The 16,647-nt window shown below is 74.6% G+C and carries 16 protein-coding genes; 3 read left to right on the plus strand and 13 right to left on the minus strand.

Features of this window, described 5'->3' with window-relative positions:
- Nucleotides 1–16 precede the first annotated feature (16 nt).
- Both BIU89_RS02495 and BIU89_RS02500 read left to right on the plus strand, forming a co-directional pair.
- Nucleotides 17–439: an SIP domain-containing protein gene (locus BIU89_RS02495; RefSeq protein WP_071244660.1), complete on the plus strand. Its 423-nt coding sequence runs from the start codon at nt 17–19 to the stop codon at nt 437–439.
- Nucleotides 440–562: 123 nt separating this feature from the next.
- Nucleotides 563–1,066, plus strand: a complete 504-nt coding sequence (locus BIU89_RS02500) for a Dps family protein (protein WP_071244661.1) — start codon at nt 563–565, stop codon at nt 1,064–1,066.
- Between the two features lie 86 nt (nt 1,067–1,152).
- On the opposite strand, the gene BIU89_RS02505 is transcribed toward BIU89_RS02500, so the two are convergent.
- The 6 genes from BIU89_RS02505 to BIU89_RS02530 form a co-directional block, all read right to left on the minus strand.
- Nucleotides 1,153–1,815 (minus strand): response regulator, encoded by a 663-nt coding sequence (locus BIU89_RS02505; protein ID WP_071244662.1) that lies wholly within the window; start codon nt 1,813–1,815, stop codon nt 1,153–1,155.
- Nucleotides 1,812–3,059: a sensor histidine kinase gene (locus tag BIU89_RS02510; protein ID WP_071244663.1), complete on the minus strand. Its 1,248-nt coding sequence runs from the start codon at nt 3,057–3,059 to the stop codon at nt 1,812–1,814. Before BIU89_RS02510 ends, BIU89_RS02505 begins: the two co-directional genes overlap by 4 nt.
- Nucleotides 3,056–3,766: a DedA family protein gene (locus tag BIU89_RS02515; protein ID WP_071244900.1), complete on the minus strand. Its 711-nt coding sequence runs from the start codon at nt 3,764–3,766 to the stop codon at nt 3,056–3,058. Before BIU89_RS02515 ends, BIU89_RS02510 begins: the two co-directional genes overlap by 4 nt.
- A 93-nt stretch (nt 3,767–3,859) precedes the next feature.
- On the minus strand, nt 3,860–4,744 hold the full coding sequence (locus BIU89_RS02520) for a glycosyltransferase family 2 protein (protein ID WP_071244664.1): 885 nt from the start codon (nt 4,742–4,744) through the stop codon (nt 3,860–3,862).
- The gene (gene rfaE2, locus BIU89_RS02525; protein WP_071244665.1) at nt 4,741–6,234 is read right to left on the minus strand and encodes a D-glycero-beta-D-manno-heptose 1-phosphate adenylyltransferase; all 1,494 of its coding nucleotides are present in this window, start codon (nt 6,232–6,234) and stop codon (nt 4,741–4,743) included. Before rfaE2 ends, BIU89_RS02520 begins: the two co-directional genes overlap by 4 nt.
- Nucleotides 6,231–7,757, minus strand: a complete 1,527-nt coding sequence (locus BIU89_RS02530) for an aldehyde dehydrogenase family protein (protein ID WP_071244666.1) — start codon at nt 7,755–7,757, stop codon at nt 6,231–6,233. The genes rfaE2 and BIU89_RS02530 overlap by 4 nt, the downstream gene beginning before the upstream one ends.
- 134 nt (nt 7,758–7,891) lie before the next feature.
- Here BIU89_RS02530 and BIU89_RS02535 point away from each other — a divergent pair, with 134 nt between their 5' ends.
- The gene (locus BIU89_RS02535) at nt 7,892–8,980 is read left to right on the plus strand and encodes a glycosyltransferase family 9 protein (RefSeq protein ID WP_071244667.1); all 1,089 of its coding nucleotides are present in this window, start codon (nt 7,892–7,894) and stop codon (nt 8,978–8,980) included.
- Between the two features lie 779 nt (nt 8,981–9,759).
- Here BIU89_RS02535 and BIU89_RS02540 read toward each other — a convergent pair.
- The 7 genes from BIU89_RS02540 to BIU89_RS02570 form a co-directional block, all read right to left on the minus strand.
- On the minus strand, nt 9,760–10,464 hold the full coding sequence (locus BIU89_RS02540; protein WP_027465581.1) for an SDR family oxidoreductase: 705 nt from the start codon (nt 10,462–10,464) through the stop codon (nt 9,760–9,762).
- A 62-nt stretch (nt 10,465–10,526) separates the two neighbouring features.
- Nucleotides 10,527–11,960 (minus strand): PfkB family carbohydrate kinase, encoded by a 1,434-nt coding sequence (locus BIU89_RS02545; RefSeq protein ID WP_232536471.1) that lies wholly within the window; start codon nt 11,958–11,960, stop codon nt 10,527–10,529.
- On the minus strand, nt 11,957–12,580 hold the full coding sequence (locus tag BIU89_RS02550; RefSeq protein ID WP_035808290.1) for a D-sedoheptulose-7-phosphate isomerase: 624 nt from the start codon (nt 12,578–12,580) through the stop codon (nt 11,957–11,959). The genes BIU89_RS02545 and BIU89_RS02550 overlap by 4 nt, the downstream gene beginning before the upstream one ends.
- Nucleotides 12,577–13,905, minus strand: a complete 1,329-nt coding sequence (locus BIU89_RS02555) for a glycosyltransferase (RefSeq protein ID WP_071244668.1) — start codon at nt 13,903–13,905, stop codon at nt 12,577–12,579. The genes BIU89_RS02550 and BIU89_RS02555 overlap by 4 nt, the downstream gene beginning before the upstream one ends.
- Nucleotides 13,902–14,903 (minus strand): glycosyltransferase, encoded by a 1,002-nt coding sequence (locus tag BIU89_RS02560; protein ID WP_071244669.1) that lies wholly within the window; start codon nt 14,901–14,903, stop codon nt 13,902–13,904. Before BIU89_RS02560 ends, BIU89_RS02555 begins: the two co-directional genes overlap by 4 nt.
- Before the next feature lie 87 nt (nt 14,904–14,990).
- Nucleotides 14,991–16,070 (minus strand): glycosyltransferase family 9 protein, encoded by a 1,080-nt coding sequence (locus tag BIU89_RS02565; protein WP_071244670.1) that lies wholly within the window; start codon nt 16,068–16,070, stop codon nt 14,991–14,993.
- A complete protein-coding gene (locus tag BIU89_RS02570; RefSeq protein ID WP_071244671.1) occupies nt 16,067–16,624 on the minus strand; it encodes a D-glycero-alpha-D-manno-heptose-1,7-bisphosphate 7-phosphatase in 558 nt (185 codons plus the stop codon). The genes BIU89_RS02565 and BIU89_RS02570 overlap by 4 nt, the downstream gene beginning before the upstream one ends.
- Nucleotides 16,625–16,647 lie beyond the last annotated feature (23 nt).

Raw genomic sequence — 16,647 nt, forward strand, 5'->3', positions numbered from 1 at the left:
CCCTTACCGTTGCCACATGGCACGGACCCGGCGACAGCCCAGCGAACGCATCCTCATCGCGGGCGGTGCCGAGGACCTCGTCGAGATCCACCGCCAGCTCGAGGAACTCCCCGAGAACGCGTACGGGCAGGTCTTCGTCGAGGTCGCCCTCGACGAGCAGATCCGCATCCTGCCGGCTCCGCCGCGCGTCACCGTGACCTGGCTGGTCCGGAGCGCCCGCAGCTCGGCCGTCGCTCCGCTGGTCTTCGCGGACCACGGCGAAGCCCTCGCACACGCCCTGACCGGCTGGGCCGCCGAGTGGTGCGTGACGGGCTGCGAGCCCCGCACCTCGGTCTGGATCGGGTGCGCGGACAGCCCGTGGATCGAGCGCGCACGGTCGATGGTGCAGCTCGAACTCACCGACGCCGGCCAGCAGGTCCAGGTCGAGTACGGCGGGTAAGGGCAGCCTGCTCTTCCTTGCGGCATGCAAGAGAGGCGGGCATGGTTGTGACCATCGGCAGCACCGCGCCGGCCCGGACAGGGCCAGGCACGCGGGTGCAGCCACGACGGAGGAGGAAACGACATGACCACGCAGAGCAGCACCACCACCCCCAGCACCACGTCCCCGTTCTCGACCACGCCGGAGCTCGCAGCCGGGGTCGCGCAGTTCCTCGCCCCCGTCGTCATCGACCTCGAGGCGCTCGTCGTCAACGGCAAGCAGGCCCACTGGCACGTCCGTGGCCGCAACTTCGTCGGCGTGCACGAGCTCCTCGACGAGATCGTCGAGCACGCGCAGGACTACGCGGACAAGGCTGCGGAGCGCATCGTCGCCCTCGGCCTGCCGGTCGACTCGCGCATCGCGACCGTCGCCGCGAACACCACCCTGCCGCCGCTGTCGCAGGGCTTCCAGAACTCGGACGTCACCATCACCGAGGTGATCGCCCAGATCGACGCCGCGCTGCTGCAGGTCCGCCGTGCGGTCGACGGCCTCGACGAGGTCGACCTCAACAGCCAGGACGTCGCGATCGAGATCGAGCGCGCGCTGACCAAGGACCGCTGGTTCCTGCAGGCGCACCTCGCCGCCTGAGTCGCGACCACACCTCTGACAGGAGGCCCGGTGCCAGCTGGCACCGGGCCTCCTGTCCGTCTGCGGTCACGTCTCGGGCCTGCACCTCACGCGGACGGCGTGACCAGCCCGCTCTCGTAGGCCAGCACGACGGCGTGTACCCGGTCCCGCAGCTGCAGCTTCGCCAGGACCCGGCCGACGTGGGTCTTCACGGTCTGCTCCGCGATGAACAGCTCCGCCGCGATCTCACCGTTCGACCGCCCCCGCGCCATCAGCAGGAACACGTCGCGCTCCCGGTCGGTCAGCACGTCGAGCACCTCGGTCCGCGGGGCCGTCGGCTGCGGATCGGCGACGAAGGCCTCGACGAGGTGCCGGGTCACCCTCGGTGCGAGCAGGGAGTCGCCGGCTGCGACGGTCCGCACGGCCTGCACGAGCTCCTCGGCGCTCGCGTCCTTGAGCAGGAACCCGCTCGCCCCGGCACGGAGCGCGTCGAACACGTAGTCGTCGATGTCGAACGTCGTGAGCATCACCACGCGGACGGGCGACTCCGCGGGCGCCGCGGTGATCCGCCGGGTCGCCTCGATCCCGTCGAGGTCCGGCATCCGGACGTCCATCAGGATCACGTCCGGCCGGAGCCGGATCGCCATCACGACCGCCTCGGCCCCGTTCGCGGCCTCGCCGACGACCTCGACGTCGTCCTGGGCCTGGAGGATCGCCCGCAGTCCGACACGGAACATCTGCTGGTCGTCGACCACCATCACCCGCGTCATCGGCTCGCCCCGTCGGCCGTCGGCTGCGACGTGGTCGCGGCGGGCCGGGTGGGTAGGCGCACGGCGACGCGGAAGCCGCCGTCCGGGTCCGGTCCGTGGTCGATGGTGCCGCGGAGCGCGGCGACCCGCTCGCGCATGCCCGCCAGACCGAAGCCGCCGTCGTCCGGCGGCGCACCGGGCACGCTGCCGACCGGTGGCGCGGTGTTGGCGACCTCGACCGTGAGGGCCGGCCCGTGCCTCCCGACCGTCACGACGGTGGTCGCACCGGGCGCGTGCCGGGCCACGTTGCCGAGCGCCTCCTGCACGACCCGGTACACGGTGAGCTGCGCGAGCCGGTCGACGTCGTCGAGGTCTGGGTCGAGCCCCTCGTCGAGTCGGAGCTCGACGGGGATGCCGGCCGCGCGGGTGGCCTGCACGAGCGCGTGCAGGTCGGCGAGCCGCGGCTGCGGTGCGCGCTCGGCGTCGGCGTCGCCACGCAGGGTGCCGAGCAACTGCCGCATCTCCCGCAGGGCCGTGCGCGAGGTCTCGGCGATCGCGGCGAACTCGGTTCGGGCCTCCGGCGGCAGGTCCGCGACGCGGTACGGGGCGGACTCGGCCTGCATGTGCACGACGGACATGCTGTGGGCGACGACGTCGTGGAGCTCACGGGCGATCCGGGAGCGCTCCTCGACCGTCCGGCGTCGGGCCTGCTCGAGCTCGGTGTCGCGGCGGGCGGCGGCGAGCTCCTCGCGCACGGTCCGGCGCTGTCCGATGACCACCGCGGCGGCCGCCACGACGAGGGTGTCGCCGGCACTCACCACGAAGCTCGTCGCCCAGACGTCGACCTGCCCCCACCGGTCGGGCGTCACGCCGATGAGCAGCAGGGTGAGCAGCGTCGCCGCGACCCAGACCACCGCGGTGAGCAGCCAGGTGGTGCGGACGCCCAGCACGACGAGCAGCACACTCAGGCCGATGATGCTCGTGACCGAGACCGGCCAGGGTCCGACGGTGCCGGGTGCCGTCAGGACCCCGAGGCCGGCGAGCGCGACGAGGTGTGCGACCGACGCCGTGCGGGGGACGAGCGGTGCGAGCCCGATGCTCGCCGACAGCACGGCGGTCGCGAGCAGCGCGAGCGGCACGGGGACGCCGTAGAACACCGCGGTCACGGGTGCGGCGACGGCGAACAGGGACACCACGACGACGACGAAGCCGATCTGCACGGCAGGCCGGACCCAGGTGGGTCGGGGCTTCGGGACGACGGTCACGGGCGGGCGGTCTCTCCGGTTCGGACGAGGCAGGGCTCGGGGGCGGTGGCGGTGGCGGTGGCGGGTGTGGCAGCGGCAGCGGCAGCGGCGGCAGCGCGGGCCTCGCGGGCTTCGCGCCTGCGGCTGATGGTACCGAGCACCCGGTCGACCGCGATCCCGAGCCCGGCGGCGACCACCATCGACACCAGGGCCGCGACGATCGGTTCGTGCAGCACGCTCGACGCGGCCAGGGCGATCCCGATCGACACCGCCGACCACGCCACACCCGCGATCGCGCTGATCGCGAGGAACCGGCGGTAGGGCAGGCCGGTCGCGCCGGCGGTCATGTTGACCGCGACCCGGCCGACCGGGATGAAGCGCCCGGTCAGGATCAGGCTGGCCGAGCGGCGCTGCATCTGCCGCTCAGCGAACGCGAAGGCCGCTGCGATCCGTGGTCGCTTCGACCGGGCCAGCCTGGCGAACCCGATCCGGCGACCGATCCAGTACGCGATCGAGTCGCCGGCGATCGCTCCGAGGGCGGCGGCGGCGAGCACCACGGCGAGCACGGGCTGTCCGGACGTCGCGGCGACGGCGGCGATCGCGACCAGGGCGGACTCGCTCGGCACCGGCGGGAAGAAGCCGTCCACCAGGCACAGGGCGAAGAGGACGACGTAGACGAGCGGACTCGCGGCCAGCTCGACGACGAGCGGGGTGATCTGGTCGAACACGGGGTGCTCCCTCCCGCCGACGGAACTCGTCGACGAGGACGACGCTACGGAACCGGCCCGCGCCGGCCATCCCGCGGTGGTCTCGACCACCCCCTACCGCGGTATGACGTTCCCGTCCGCGAAGACCACGTCGGGCGCGTCCACCCGGCGGTCGACGACGGTGGTCGGGGCCTCCAGATGCACGGCACCCGAGGGCATGATGCCCGCACCGCCGAACCGTTCCATCACCCGCCACTGCGCGACGACGTCCTCGCCGGCGTGCTCGGGCGGCAGGGTGTCCCAGAACCGGAAGCCCCCGACCTCCTCGAGCGCACGACGGTCGTACAGCGCGCAGGCGCCGACCCACGCGACGCGGTAGGGCACCCACTCGCCGGGGTGCAGGTCGAGGTCGGCGGCGACGTGCGTCGGGTTCGCCGCGTTGTGCAGCGACCAGCGGTCGAAGCCGGGGGTCCCGCGGCGCACCACCTCGGGCACGACCGGGCCGTCCCACCGCTCGAACACCGAGGTCTCGTGCGGACGGCGGTCCTGCAGGTACGACAGGCCCTGCACGGCGCTGCCGACGAACCCGCAGCCCAGGGTGCGGAGCGCGTCGAGCATCCGCGCGATCGACCCCGGCTCGAGCCAGACGTCGTCGTCGAGGAACAGCACCGCGGCGGCCTCGGCGTGGTCGAGCAGGAACTGCCGGTGCTCTGCCAGGCCACGCCGTTCCGGGTGGGTGAGGAGCGTGACGGGCCGGCCCTGCGCCTCCAGGACGCGGAGCATCGCGGCGACCGCCGGCGCGCTGGCGGCGTCTCCGTCCGCGGACTGGTCGCTCAGGACGACGCGCAGGTCGACGTCGGTCTGGGCGGCGAGGCCGGCGAGCGTCGTGGCGAGCTCGGCCGGCCTGCCGACGGTCGGGATGAGCACGTCGACGTCGACCGTGCTCGTGTCCGCTGGATCGGGGGCCTTCGCCCAGGACCCGGACCAGCGGGCGGTCACGGTGCCGGGTCCGGTTCGGGCCGCGCAGCGGCTTCGCGGATCCGGCGCACGACGGCGCTGGTGGAGTGCTCGGGCACGTAGTCGACCATGACGACCTCGCCGCCGTAGCCGCGCACGACCTCGGTCTCGGTCAGCATCTCGGGGGAGTAGTCCCCGCCCTTGACGTAGACCTCGGGGCGCAGCCGCTCGATGAGCGGGATGGGGGTGTCCGTCGCGAACACCGTGACCAGGTCGACGCAGGCCAGCGCGGCGAGCACGCCGGCGCGGTCCTCGGCCGGGTTGATCGGCCGCTCCGGACCCTTCAGCCGGCGCACCGAGTCGTCGTCGTTCAGGGCGACGACGAGCAGGTCGCCCAGGTCACGGGCCTGGCGCAGGTAGGTGGTGTGCCCGCGGTGCACCACGTCGAAGCAGCCGTTCGTGAAGACCACGCGTCGGCCGGCCTGCCGTGCGGCCTCGACCGCGGTGGCGAGCTCGTCGTGGTCGACGACGGTCGCCGCCGGCGCGGTCACGGAGTCGAGCAGGGCGGCGGCGGTGCAGACGGACGTGCCGGCCTCGCGGACGACGACGTCGGCAGCGGCCTGGGCGACCGCGACGGCGTCGCGCAGGGGTGCCTGCACGGCGAGGGCGACGGTCGCGGCGGCGCAGAAGGTGTCACCGGCGCCGGAGGCCTGCTGCTCCGAGGCTGGCGTCGCACGCGTGCGGAACCCCTGGTCGGAGCCGGGCTCGAGCACCACGGTGCCGTCGCGGTCGAGCGTGACCACCGCGGCACGGGCACCGCTGCGGGCGAGCACGTCGGCACGGGCTGCGACGACGGTGCCGACGCGGTCGGCACCGGTGCCGAGCTCCGTGCCGAGCAGTGCGGCGGTCTCACCGGCGTTCGGCGTGACGAGGTCGGGGTGCAGCGCGGCCCAGCGGGTCAGGTCGTGCGCGTCGACGACGACGGCGCCGGGGCGGTCACGGTCGAGCATGGGCACGACGTCCTCGGGGCGGACGCCCAGGCCGTAGTCGCACACGACGGCGGCGTCGGCGCACCGGATGGCACGGGCCACGGAGCGGGCGAGGCGTTCGCCGTGTTCTGCGGTCGGGGTCGCGGCCAGCTCGTCGACCCGGACCACGACGCGGTCACCGCCGACCACGCGCGACTTCGTCGTGGTGCGGGCGCCGGGGATCTCGACCAGGAACGACGTGTCGACGCCGGCTGCCTCGAGTCGCTGGCGCAGGACGTCACCGGCCTCGTCGTCACCGATGAGCCCCACCATGCGGACCCGGGCGCCCAGGGCACGGGCGTTCACGGCCGTGTTCGCCGCGCCGCCCGGCACCGCGATGGTCTCGGTGACGCGGACGACGGGGGCCGGGGCCTCGCGGGAGACCCGCTCGGCCTCGCCGACGGTCCAGCGGTCGAGGATGCAGTCGCCGATGACGACGACGAGGGGCTCGCGGTCGTCGATCGTCGCGACGAGGTCACGGACCAGCCGGACGTCGGCGGTCATCGGGTGCCTCCCACGGTGTCGGCGCTGCCGGCGGTGGCGCCGGCAGCGGCTGCGGGGCCGGTGGCGCCTGCTGCGGCGCCGGTGCTGCCGGTGGCTGCGGTGCTGCCGGCTGCTTCCGTCGACGGCTCGACGGTGCGGCGCGGCGGCGCGGCCTCGAGGTGCACCACGGTCGTGGTCGTCATCTCGTCGAGCAGGTGCGGGCCGTACCCGAACCCGGCGCCCGAGGCACCGCGGGGCTGGGCGCTGCCGCCCGGAGCGCCACCGAACACGGCGTTCACCTTGACGGTGCCGACGGGCAGCTCGGCCGCGGCACGGAGCGCGTGTGCGGTGTCGTTCGTGAGCACCGTGGCTGCGAGGCCGTAGCGGTCGGCCGCGGCGAGCCGGAGGCCCTCCGCGAAGTCCGACACCACGCGCACCGGGGCGATCGGGCCGAAGGTCTCCTCGGTCAGCACGAGCATGTCGTCCGCGCAGTCGGTCAGGACGGTCGCCGGGTAGAACGACCCGAGCCCGCCGGGCGTGACGCCGCCGGTCCGGGCGACCGCGCCGCGGGCGATCGCGTCGTCGACGTGGTGCTGCACGAGCCCGCGCAGCCGGTCGTCCACGAGCGGCCCGAACTCGGCTGCGGGTGCGGCCGTGCGGCGCTCCGCCTCGGCGACCAGCGCGGCGACGAAGGGCTCGGCGACGTCCTGGTGCACGTACACCCGCTCGACGCTGGTGCAGATCTGGCCGGTGTTCGCGAAGGCGCCGAGGGCGACCTGTGCGGCGGCCCACTCCGGGTCGACGTCGGCGTCGACGACGACGGGGTCGTTGCCGCCGTTCTCGCGGATGACGTGGGCGCGGGTGGTCGCGGCCACCTCGCTCAGGCGGTCACCGGTCGCGGTCGACCCGACGTGCGCGTAGACGTCGATGCCCTCCTGCGCCAGGAGCTGCTCGCCGGTGGTCGCGTCGCCGTCGACGCCGATGAGCACACCGTCCGGCAGGACCTCGGCGAGCAGCGCGTTGAGCCGGGCGAAGGTCGCGGGGCACCGTTCGCTGCCCTTGTGCACCACCGTGTTGCCCGTGACGATCGCTGCTCCGAGGATCCCGCAGGCCACGGCGACCGGGTCGTTCCACGGCGTCAGGGCGAGCACCACCCCGCGCGGGTGCGGCACCGACCAGTCGGCGGCACCGAACTGCCCGCGCAGGGCCTCACCCCGGTGCACCGGCCCGAGCTCGGCGTACTGCACGAGCGTGCCGATGCCGGCCTCGACCCCACCGAGGGCGTCACCGGGCACCTTGCCGGTCTCGCGCGTGTTCAGGTCCGCCAGCTCCTGCGCGTGCGCACGGAGGTGCTCGGCCGCGGCGTGCAGCAGTGCACCGCGCTCGGCCGGCGCGGTCCGGGCCCAGGCACCGGCAGCGGCACGGGCACGGGCGACGGCGTTGCGGACGTCGTCCTCGGTCGAGCGGCGCACGGTGGACGCGATCGATCCGTTCACGGGGTCGGTCACCACGAGGTCGTCGGCGGCGGGGGGTGCGATCGTCATGGGGTCCTTCCGGAGGCGGGCGGGGCCTCACACGGTGCTCGTGCTCCGCTGTGTGCGGTCACGGCATCGCGCTTCTCGTCCATCCGGGGGCGCTGCTGGGCGTCCGGACGGGTCCGACCGGTAGACGTGGAGCTGTGCAACAGATCGGTGTGGGCGGAGAACGGTTCGACGGTGTCGGCGAGATCGCGGTGCTCCGCGGTGGGGGACTGGGCGACCTGATGTTCGCCCTCCCGGCGGTCGAGGCCCTGGCCGCCGCGTACCCCGGAGCCCGGATCTCGCTGCTCGGGGCACCGTCGGCGCGGCCGGTGCTCGAGGGTCGCACCGACGCCGTCCACGCCTTCGAGGAGCTCCCCGTCGTCCCCGGCGTCCGGGACTCCGGCGAGGGCGCACCGACCGAGCAGGAGTTCTTCGACCGGCTGCACGGGCGCTTCGACCTCGCGGTGCAGGTGCACGGCGGTGGCCGCAACTCGAACCCGTTCCTGCTCCGGCTCGGCGCCCGTCACACCGTGGGCACCGCCACCGAGGACGCCGAGGTCCTGGAACGCTGGGTCCGCTACGTCTACTACCAGCACGAGGTCGTCCGGGCGCTCGAGGTGGCCTCGCTCGCCGGCGCCGAACCGGTCACCCTCGATCCCCGACTGCACGTCCCCGAGGCCGCGCGGGCCGGGGTCCGGCAGCGCCTCGGGGTCCGGGGACGACTCGTCGCGATCCACCCCGGCGCCACCGACCCGCGTCGCCGCTGGAGCCCCTCCCGCTTCGCCGAGGTCGCCCGTGCCCGGCTCGCCGCCGGGGACGACGTGGTGCTCGTGGGTGACGACTCGGACGTGCCGGCGTCGACCGCCATCGTCGCGTCGCTGCCGCCCGAGCTGCGGGGACGCGTGCACGACCTCACCGGGTCGCTGCCGCTGCGTGAACTGCCCGACGTCCTGGCCGCCGCCGACGTCATGGTCGGCGACGACTCCGGCCCACGGCACCTCGCCGTCGCCGTGGGCACCCCGACCGTCGGCGTGTTCTGGTTCGGCAACGTGATCAACGCCGGGCCGTTCGACCGCGGTCGGCACCGGGTGCACCTGTCCTTCGTGACGCAGTGCCCGGTCTGCGGCGTCGACGTCACCCAGGTCGGCTGGACCGCCGAGCGGTGTGAGCACGACCCGTCGTACGTGGACCAGGTCGAGCCGGAGGCCGTCCTCGCCGACGTCGAGGACCTGCTCCGCACCGTCTGACGCTGCGCGCGGCGCCACGAGCGCCCGGTGCGAGGTTCCACACTCCGTGGGACGCTCCGGCCCTCGCACGGAGTGCGGAAGCGCGCACCGAGCGGTGGACGCGACCGTCGGACGGTCGGGAGGCGCGGTGCCAGCCCGGCACGCGCCTCCAGGCCGCGCCGGGGCGCGCCACGACCGCCCAGTGCGAGGTTCCACACTCCGTGGGACGCTCCGGGCCTCGCACGGAGTGCGGAAGCGCGCACCAAGCGGTGGACGGACCGGCGGACGGCCGGGAGGCGCGGTGCCAGCCCGGCACGCGCCTCCAGGCCGCCCCATGTGGCGTCACGAGCGCCCGGTGCGAGGTTCCACGCTCCGTGGGACGCTCCGGGCCTCGCACGGGGTGCGGAAGCGCGCACCGAGCGGTGGACGCGACCGTCGGACGGCCGGGAGGCGCGGTGCCAGCCCGGCACGCGCCTCCAGGCCGCGCCGGGGCGCGTCACGACCGCCCGGTGCGAGGTTCCACACTCCGTGCGACGCTCCTGCCCTCGCACGGAGTGCGGAAGCGCGCACCGAGCGGCGGACGCGACCGCCTGACGGCCGGGAGGCGCGGTGCCAGCCCGGCACGCGCCTCCAGGCCGCGCCGCACGGCGCCACGAGCGCCCGGTGCGAGGTTCCACACTCCGTGGGACGCTCCAGCCCTCGCACGGGGTGCGGAAGCGCGCACCAGCGCCCGGCACACGGACACACGGGAGGCGCGGTGCCAGCCGGCACCGCGCCTCCCGTCCGTCAGCGGCGAGCGGCTACGGCCAGCTCGGCTCCGTCGCCGGCATGATCGACAGCTCGCGGATCTCGCAGCCGGCCGGCTGCGACAACGCGAAGATGATCGAGTTCGCGACGTACTCCGGCTCGATGAGCTGCGCGTCCGGTCCCGGCTTGTACTGCTCGGTCCGGTCGGCGAAGAAGTTCGTGCGCATCCCGGCGGGGATGATGTTGGTCACGCCGATGCGACCGGCGGTCTCGGCGGCCAGCGCCTGCGAGAACCCGCGGACGCCGAACTTCGACGCCGAGTACGCGGTCCCGTCGCCGACGCCGCGCAGGGCGAGCGACGAGGAGATGGTGACGACGCGGCCGTGCGTGGCCTCGAGGGCGGGCAGGGCGGCGCGCACGGTCGACGCGGTGCCGATCAGGTTGACGCCGACGATCTGCTCCCACTTGCCGGACGAGATCGCGTCGATCGGGGCGGGGGTGTCGATACCCGCGGCGGTGACGACGGCGTCGAGGCCACCGTGCCGCTCGGCGGCGTCACGGACCGCCTGCTCGACGGCGTCGGTGTCCGAGACGTCCACGGCGACGGCGTCGACGCCCTCGGGGACGGCGTCGATCCGCAGGTCGAGGACGATCGGGGTGCCGCCGGCCTCGGTGACGGCGGCCACGACGGCGGCTCCGAGTCCGGAGGCGCCGCCGGTGACGAGGACGCGGCCGATGGGGGTGGTGGGGACGGGCATGGATGTCCTTTGCGTAGTGGTGCGGGAAGTGGTCGAGCGGGTGTGGAACGGCGAGCGGACGCTCAGCCGACGCGTTCGATCGCGGCGGCGAGCCGGGTGGTCGAGCGGCCCGGGTGGAACGGCACGGTGACGACTCGGCCACCCCACTCGGCGAGGGTCGCCGTCTCGGGCAGTTCGCTCGCGGTGTAGTCGCCGCCCTTCGCCCAGACGTCCGGGCGGAAGCGGCGCAGGGCCTCGTCGGGGGTGGACTCGTCGAACACCACGACGGCGTCGACGCAGTCGAGTGCCAGGAGCAGCTCGACCCGGTCGTCCTGGGTCATGATCGGACGGTCCGGGCCCTTCAGTGCGCGGACCGACGAGTCCGAGTTGAGGCACACGACCAGGCAGTCGCCGAGTGCACGTGCGGCCGACAGGGTGCGGGCGTGCCCGGCGTGCAGCAGGTCGAAGCAGCCTCCGGTGGCGACGACGGTGCCGCCGGCGCTCCGGACGTCGTGCACCAGGCGCATGGCGTCCCGGTCGGCCCCGGGCACGGCGAGCGGTGCGGGGCCGTCGTCGGCGAAGAGCGCGGTGACGCCGCCGGCGGCCAGGTACTCGGACGCGGCGACCACGCCGGCGGAGACGGCCTCGGGGACGTCCGCGCCGGATGCCAGTGCGACGGCGACGCCCGCGGCGAGCCGGTCGCCGGCACCGCAGGGGTCCCCGGCGCTGACGGACGGAGCGGGCACGAAGCGGCTGTCGCCCTGGGCGTCGGCGAGCAGCGCACCGCGGTCACCCATCGTCACGGCGACGGCGCCGGCCTGCCACTGCTCGACGAGCCGGGCGGCGGCGACGGTCGCGAAGGGCACACCGTGTCCCTCGACGTCGGTGAAGCGTCGCGCCTCGGCAGCGTTCGGGGTGGCGACGGTGGTGCCGGGGACGGGGGCGGCGCCCTTGGGGTGCGGGTCCCAGACCACCGGCAGGCGCTCGGCCGCACGGGTGAGGGCGTCACGGAGTGCCGGGGCAGCGGCGACCCCGCGGCCGTAGTCGGCGACGACGATCGCGTCGACCCCGTCGAGGGCGGCGGTCATCGCGTCGGTGGCCTCGGGCACGGGCGGGGTCGCGCAGCCCTCGTCGATCCGGACGAGGGCGTGGTCGACGACGCGCACGCGGGTCTTCACGGGGGTGGGGACGCCGGAGGGCCCGGCGACGATCGTGACGTCGGGCAGCAGGTCACGGATCTCCTGGGCACGGCCGTCGTCGCTCAGGACGGTGACCAGGGTGACGTCGTGGCCGTCGCGGGCGAGCATCGTCGCGACGAGTCCGGCGCCACCGGCACGGCGGTCGTCGGTGGCGACGTCCACCACGGGGACGGGGGCGTCCGGGCTCAGCCGCTCGCTCGTGCCCGACACGTCGACGTCGAGCAGGGTGTCCCCGACGACGGCGATGCGGAAGCGCGGTCCGGCGGTACGGCCACCGGCGGCGCCGGAACGCGGTGCGACGGCAGCGGGGCCGCTCATCGACGGCCCCCGCGACGCAGCGTCGGCTCCATCGCCTTGCAGAGCGCGTGCACCAGGACGAGCTGCGCCTCCTGCACGTTGGCGGACGGCCCCTCGATGCAGATCGCGTCGTCGACCAGGTCGGCGAGCGGGTTCGGTCCGGACCCGGTCAGCGCGAGGGAGCGGGCGCCCACGGCACGTGCGGCCTCGGCGGCCCGCAGCAGGTTCGGGCTCTTGCCGCTCGTCGACAGCAGCACGAGGACGTCACCGGCACGGGCGTGCGCCGACACCTGCCGCGCGAACACCTGGTCGTAGCCGTAGTCGTTCCCGATGGCGGTCACCGCCGAGGTCTCGGCGTGCAGCGAGATGGCCGAGTACGCCGGTCGGTCGCCCTCGAAACGGCCGGTGAGCTCGGACGTCAGGTGCTGCGCCTCGGCAGCCGAGCCGCCGTTGCCCGCGGCGAGCAGCCGACGTCCGGCGACGAGCCGCCCGGCGATGTCGTCCGCCCACTCGGCGATGTGGTCCCGGTGGTCGACGAGGGAGGCGATCACGGGGACCGACGCCGCGACGTGGTCGACGACGACGCGGGCGCTGTCGGTGACGGCGCGGTCCTCGAGCCCGGTCTGCTGGTCGATGGTCATCGTGCGGTCCTCTCCGTCGACTGCGCGGCGCGGGTGACCCGGCCGGCGTGGGTGGTGCGCGAGCGGCCGGCGGCGGGCCCGGTGGTGCTGGCGGACGAGGTCGCGCCGGCGAGCAGGCGCTCGTAGACGCGTTCGCTGTCGGCGGCGACCTTCTGCCAGGTGTAGCGGGACTCGGCGCGCTGTCGACCGGCACGGCCGTACGCCTCGCGGCGCTCCGGGTCGTCGAGCAGTGCGCCGACGGCCTCGGCGACCGCGGTCTCGTCGCGCGGCGGCACGTGCAGGCCGGTGGCGTCCTCGACGACGGTGTCGATGAGCCCGCCGACGCTCGACGCGACCACCGGGCGGCCGCAGGCCATCGCCTCGAGTGGCACGATGCCGAACGGCTCGTACCAGGGGGCGCAGACGACGACGTCGGCGCTGCGGTAGACGGCGGGCATGTCGTGCTGCCCGAGCTGCCCGCGGAAGGTCACGTGGTCGCGCACGCCGAGCGACCGGGCGAGGGTGTCGAGGCGCTGGTACTCGGGGTCGTCCACCAGGTCGGCACCGGCGACACCGGCACCGCCCACGACGACGAGCTCGACGTCACGGCCCTGTTCGACCAGCGCGGCGAGAGCGGCGATCGTCGTCCCGACGCCCTTCCGCTGCACGAGCCGTGAGGCGGTGAGCACCCGGAGCGGACGGTCGCGCTCTTCGACGGGGCCGTCCGGACGGAAGAGCGACACGTCGACGCCGCACGGCACGACGGAGATGCGGTGCAGCGGGACGCCGAGGGCCTTGAGCTCGAACGCCTCGTCCGAGCACGTCGCGACGACCTGGTCGACGCTCCGGCCGACGGCGGGTTCGACCCATTCGCGCTCGGCCGGGCTGGTGTCCGCGGCTCCCTGGTGCCGGCGTTTCACGACACCCAGGGCGTGGAAGGTCTGCACCACCGGGATCCGCACCCCACCGGTCCGGGCCTGCACCTGCGTCACCGCGTCGAGGGCGGCGTGGCCGGACATCCAGAAGTGCGCGTGCACCACGTCGGGACGGTCGAGGAACCACTCGGCGGCGAGCACCGACGCGAACGTCCCCATGAACGGGAACAGCTCGTCCTTCGGCACGGCACGCGCCGGACCGGCGTCGACGTGCACGACGTCCACACCGGGGCGCAGGGGCACACGGACGGGTTGCGACGCGTCGTCGCGCCGCGTGTAGACGGTCACGTGGTGGCCGCGGTCGGCCAGCGCACCGGACAGTTCGGCGACGTGGACGTTCTGCCCACCGGCGTCGACCCCGCCGAGCACGGCGAGCGGACTCGCGTGCTCGGACACCATGGCGATCTTCATCCGAGGCTCCCTTCGAGCGCGGCTCCCGCCGCACGGTTCCGTCGCACACCGCGCGCGACGGCGTCGTCGAGCAGGTCGTCCCAGTCGGCCAGGAAACGACCGAGCGCGTGCCGTGCGAGCACGGCCTCCCGCGCCACGAGTCCCCGTCGACGCGCCTCGTCCGGGTCCTCCAGCAGCAGCCTGGAGGCCCGCACCAGCTCCTCGACGTCGGTCGCGATCGCCCCGGCCTCACCCGGGACCGTGCGGGCAGCGTCCGTCGTCGCGAGCACCAGGACCGGCATGGCCATGTGCATCGACTCGATGAGCGACAGGCCGAGCGAGGTCCAGCGGTTCGGGTGCACGTAGGCCCGCCGTTCGGCCAGCGCCGCGTGCATGGGGTCGGCCTGCACGTCGCCCTGCGCGACCACGCGGTCGCCGAAGCCGAGCTCCGGCAGCCGCTCGGTGCCGATGCCCCAGACGTCGACCGGGGCGACCTCGGCGAATCGGGGGAGCAGGTCGGTGCCGACGACACGGTTGCGCCGGACGGGTTCGTTGATGACGACGCCGAGGCGCTCGAGCGCACCGGTGTACAGCGGGCCGGGGTCGACGACGCCGTGCTCGACGACGGTGGTCCGGGTGGTGCCGCAGTCCCACATCAGGGCGTTCCAGTGCGTCACGTGCGCGATCGTCAGGTCGTCGCGGTCGCGCATCGGGTGCAGGCTGTTCGGCACGTCGACCCGGGGGGCGTTGTGCTCCACGAAGACGATCGGTACGTCGCGACCACCGAGCAGACGACGGGCTTCGTCGAGCTCCTCGGTGCGCTGCAGGACGACCACGTCGACCTCGGCCTCGGCGACGTCGGCCGGGTCGATCTCGATCGCGGAGTCCGGCCAGTCGCGCCCACCGCGGCCGAGTCCCCAGGCGTCGCGAGCCGGGGTGGTCGGGATGAGGTACTCGTGGGGGCCGCGGACGAAGGCGTCCATCCAGCCGCCGTGCACGTGCCACACGAGGATCCGCATGCAGGGCCTTCCGGTCGGTGTCGATGGGCTCGCTCCCCGCCGCTGCCGGAGCAGCAGGAGAAGGAGCAGGAGAAGCAGTGGCGCACGCTACGCAGCGCCTTCTGGGCCGCCCCGCAGACTTCTCGGATCAGTCCGCGAAACGCGGTCGAGGAGCCGTCCGTGGGCCTCCAGGACGTCCGCGATGCGCACTCCGGACAGGCACGGGTGGCCGGGGACCGGGCACTCGCGAGCGCGGCTGAGACGGCACGGTGCGGCCTGGTCGCCGAGCAGTTCGACGAGCGGGGCGTACGGCGCCCACTTCACGGCGGGGACGACGGGCGAGAACAGGCTCACGATGGGCGCTCCGACCGCCGCGGCGAGGTGGGCCGGGCCGGTGTTCCCGACGACGACGACCTCGGCGCCGGCGAGGACGGCCGCGAGTTCGGCGGGGCTGGTGCGGCCGCCGAGGTCGATGCCGGTGTCGCCCGCCACGGCGGCGGTCAGTGCGCGTTCGCCGGGGGAGCCGGTGACGACGACGGGGACGCCGCGCTCGGCGTAGGCGGCGACGAGCGCACGGTGGTGCGACTCCGGCCACGACCGTGCGGGGACGCTGGCTCCGGGGTGGACGACCACGTAGCGGTCGAGGCCGGCCACGGGCGGAGGCAGGACGGCGTCGTGGCGCACCGCGAGCCTCCCGTCGTCGTCCGGCGGCAGCCGGAACCCGGCCGCCTCGGCGATCCGCAGCGCGCGTTCGGGCTCGGGGAGGTCCTCGGGCAGGTCCTCGCCGGGGCGCAGCCGCACGTCGAGCAGTGACCCGGGGTGGTCGACCGAGGCCCCGGAGACCCGGGGGACCCCGGCCAGCCGCAGGAGCAGCGCGAGGGGCAGGGACGACTGGTGGAAGGACGTCAGGACGACGGCCTCGTCGGGCTGTTCCTCGGCGACCAGCGCGCGGAACTCGGCGAGCAGGGCGTCGTCGATCGGGCGTGCGGTCTCGGTGACCCACGGTGCCGCCCACACCCGCACCCGGTCGATGCCGAGCAGCAGGTCGGCGGCCGGCGCCCCCTGCGGACCGCACAGCATCGTCACGTGCGCGGCACCGGCGGCGACCGCGCGGACCGCGGGCCCGGCGACCAGGACGTCGCCGAAGGAGTCGAGTCGGGCGACGAGGACGCGCCGACCGGCGCTCACGCCCGGTCCGCCACGCTGCCGACGTGCTCGAGCACCAGGGTGACGGCCTCGTCCAGGTCCGCGGCGACGGTGTCGGCCTCGTCGACCTCCTGACGGCGGGTGCGCGGGGTGGGCACGAGGATCCCCTGCGCGCCGGCGTTCCGGGCTGCCTGCACGTCGGCGCCGATGTCACCGACGACGACGATCGACTCCGGCGGGATGCCGAGCCGCTCGGCGGCGTCGAGGACCATCCCGGGCCGGGGTTTCCGGCACGCGCAGTCGTCACCGGCGTCGTGCGGGCAGACGCACCACACGTCGAACGGGCCGACGAGCTCGTCGACCCGGGCGTTGGTGGCATCGACCTGTTCGCGTGTGGCCATGCCCTTCGCGATCACCGACTGGTTCGTGACGACACCGAGCTGCAACCCGGCGGCGCGCGCCCGTTCGACGGCGCGGCGCGCACCGGGGACGGGGACGACCAGGTGCGGGTCGGCGTTGTACGGGACGTCCACCACGAGGGTGTCGTCGCGGTCGAGGAGCAGGCCGCGGATGACGCGGTCCGGTGCGAGGGCCATGCTCCGTGACTACCGGTCGACGG

The organism is Curtobacterium sp. MCBA15_005 (genome assembly GCF_001864855.1).
In the GTDB taxonomy this organism is placed as follows: domain Bacteria; phylum Actinomycetota; class Actinomycetes; order Actinomycetales; family Microbacteriaceae; genus Curtobacterium; species Curtobacterium flaccumfaciens.

Coding starts and splice junctions, on each gene's coding strand:
- BIU89_RS02540 (WP_027465581.1), bottom strand. CDS start 10,464: ATGCCCGTCCCCACCACCCCCATCGGCCGCGTCCTCGTCACCGGCGGC.
- BIU89_RS02495 (WP_071244660.1), top strand. CDS start 17: ATGGCACGGACCCGGCGACAGCCCAGCGAACGCATCCTCATCGCGGGC.
- BIU89_RS02545 (WP_232536471.1), bottom strand. CDS start 11,960: ATGAGCGGCCCCGCTGCCGTCGCACCGCGTTCCGGCGCCGCCGGTGGC.
- BIU89_RS02550 (WP_035808290.1), bottom strand. CDS start 12,580: ATGACCATCGACCAGCAGACCGGGCTCGAGGACCGCGCCGTCACCGAC.
- BIU89_RS02530 (WP_071244666.1), bottom strand. CDS start 7,757: ATGACGATCGCACCCCCCGCCGCCGACGACCTCGTGGTGACCGACCCC.
- BIU89_RS02560 (WP_071244669.1), bottom strand. CDS start 14,903: ATGCGGATCCTCGTGTGGCACGTGCACGGCGGCTGGATGGACGCCTTC.
- rfaE2 (WP_071244665.1), bottom strand. CDS start 6,234: ATGACCGCCGACGTCCGGCTGGTCCGTGACCTCGTCGCGACGATCGAC.
- BIU89_RS02570 (WP_071244671.1), bottom strand. CDS start 16,624: ATGGCCCTCGCACCGGACCGCGTCATCCGCGGCCTGCTCCTCGACCGC.
- BIU89_RS02505 (WP_071244662.1), bottom strand. CDS start 1,815: ATGACGCGGGTGATGGTGGTCGACGACCAGCAGATGTTCCGTGTCGGA.
- BIU89_RS02555 (WP_071244668.1), bottom strand. CDS start 13,905: ATGAAGATCGCCATGGTGTCCGAGCACGCGAGTCCGCTCGCCGTGCTC.
- BIU89_RS02500 (WP_071244661.1), top strand. CDS start 563: ATGACCACGCAGAGCAGCACCACCACCCCCAGCACCACGTCCCCGTTC.